General features: G+C 61.3%; 3 protein-coding genes. All 3 read left to right on the forward strand.

Annotated features, from left to right (window positions below):
* The first annotated feature begins 313 nt into the window (after positions 1 to 313).
* Positions 314 to 958, forward strand: coding sequence for a cofactor assembly of complex C subunit B (locus FLM9_RS02285; protein ID WP_074457066.1), 645 nt, complete (start codon positions 314 to 316; stop codon positions 956 to 958).
* A gap of 113 nt (positions 959 to 1,071) precedes the next feature.
* The gene (locus tag FLM9_RS02290) at positions 1,072 to 1,293 is read left to right on the forward strand and encodes a hypothetical protein (RefSeq protein WP_143324564.1); all 222 of its coding nucleotides are present in this window, start codon (positions 1,072 to 1,074) and stop codon (positions 1,291 to 1,293) included.
* 508 nt (positions 1,294 to 1,801) lie between these two features.
* On the forward strand, positions 1,802 to 1,981 hold the full coding sequence (locus FLM9_RS02300) for a hypothetical protein (protein ID WP_074457069.1): 180 nt from the start codon (positions 1,802 to 1,804) through the stop codon (positions 1,979 to 1,981).
* The last annotated feature ends 230 nt before the right edge of the window (positions 1,982 to 2,211 follow it).

Consider the following 2,211-nt stretch of genomic DNA (forward strand, 5'->3'; position numbering starts at 1 on the left):
TTGAACGAGAACGCCGAGCAACTCCGGCAACTGTCTGAACGTGCGGACAAGGACATCCGCTACGTGTGGATTGCCAGTTCGGGCGTGAAGATTCCAAAGCACCTCCCTCAAAGAAGGCAACTCGCCCAGAGTGGACTTTCCTTGAAGGGAAAACTCGCATTGCCCTGAACCACCACGCAGTGGAAAGGATTGACAGGGACCGGTAGCCGTGTTCAGGTGGGGAAACGGCGACGCCCCCTTATCCAGAACTCGGGTTATGCTGATCCTTGGCCTTTCCCCTCCTTGAAGGGAGGGGGCTCTCTCTCCATTGCTGATGACCACAGGCGCACGCCTCAGCCTGTTCACCGGCAGCATCGGCGCCCTGGCCCTGGCGTTGAACCACCTGACGGCAGGGGGAAGCCCGGCCCATGTGAGCCTGGGGCGTGCCGACGTGGTGGGCTCGCTGATGGCGGTGGGGCTGATGCTGGTGGGGCTCAACTGGACCCGGGTGGATCCCACGGCGCAACAACCGTTGGCCCTCAGTGGAGAGCAGGGATTGCACCTAGCGGAGGGGTTGCCTGATGGAGTACGGGAGGAGCTGGGGTGGGGATCGCAGATGCTGCTGTTGAACACGGCCGCGGTGGCCGTCCACTGCGTCTGGAACCAGCGTCTGTTGTTGAGCCGTGGCCTGCTCACGGGAAAGTCCTATCAGGACGGCCCCCTGGTGCAGCGGGTGCTCAGCGGCCAACAGCGCCTCTATCTGGTGAATCTGAAGCTTTTCCCCGCCCGCCGGGAATTCACCTACCTGCCCGAGGGCACCCCTGCCGTGGTGCTGGAACCCTTGGGTCCCCAAGGGCTGGTGGTGGTGGCTGGCGCCAGTGCCCGTTGCTTCAATACCGTGGATCTGCGCTGGATGGAGGGTTGGGCCCAGCGGCTACGGTTACGGCTGGAGGAGGCCGAGGCTGCAAAGGACCTCTGAAATCCCTGTTGCACCGTGGGCAGAGGCAGTGTAAACACTGTGATTTCAGCTCCCAAAGTCTGTAACCTGCCGCAAACACTGCAGAATTGCCCCCCTAAGCGGATTTGCTTTCCATGCCTGCTGTTCCCCCTGGATTGAGTGAATGGCTGGCACTGCTGACTCAACCAACCGTGATCCTGGTGGGGGTGGGGCTGCTGATCAACCAGCAGAATCAGCAGATTAACGACTTGCGGGAAGACGTGAAGGGGCTACAGAAAGACTTGAAAGACATGCAAGCCGGGCAGTCCAGGCTGAATCGCCTACTGGGAAGCCGCTTGACTCCTCATCCCCAGTAACCACTCGCCACAGGCCACCACGTCTTCACTAGGTGAGGCGGGTACTCTGCCCATGCTCTACACCTGCAAGAAGGAAGCCATGCCCCACGGCAGCAGCGGGACCGTCACCAAGCGGGCGACCTCCTGGCCCTGCTGGCTTCCGGTTCCCTGCTGCTGGCATCGTGCACCCCTGTTGACCGGCTGGATTGTGCGGACTGGAATACCACGGAGTTTTTCCAGCAAGCAACGGCGGCGGATGTTGCCCGCTGCCTCTCTCAAGCTTCCCCCCTTCCCCTTTTCATTGCCTTCTATCCGTTAGCCTACTAACGTCATTTACTTGTAATCCGTGACGTCAATGACGTCATTTGAGGTCAGCACGTAGTGTGTTTTCATCCGCCAGGCCTGGCGCTTGCAAAACGTCATGCCAGCCCAGAGAATCACCCCGGCTACGGGCGGGGATACAACGCCAGCCGCTGCCCCCACCACTGGCCCGGTCCCGGTGGCCGCCCCGTGGTGGTAGCAATGGTTAATGCCCCTTGTGACTCTGGGAGTAGCAACCCTGTTCCTGAACCAGCAAAACTGGGGGTTTGACGCACTAAATACGCAGATCGACGTTCTACGGGAAGACCTGCGGGCTAGCGAGACTCGCCAGTGGGAAGATCTGGGCAGGTTGGAAGCGAAGGTGGACCGCCTGCTGGAAAGCCGCTGACTACCCGCCACAGGAGCCATGCCCCACAGCAGCAAGGCTGTCACCAGGCCGGCGGCCTCCTGGCCCTGCTGGCTTCCGGTTCCCTGCTGCTGGCGGCAGGCGCCACTGTTGCCCGCCCGGATTGTGGGGACTGGAATACCGGGGAGTTCTTCCCAAGCAACGTGTTGGATGTTACCCGCTGCCTCTCCCAAGGGGCAGAACCCAATGCAAGGGACAAGGATGGCTGGTCG

Source organism: Candidatus Synechococcus spongiarum (assembly GCF_900047545.1).
Taxonomy (GTDB): domain Bacteria; phylum Cyanobacteriota; class Cyanobacteriia; order PCC-6307; family Cyanobiaceae; genus Synechococcus_B; species Synechococcus_B spongiarum_C.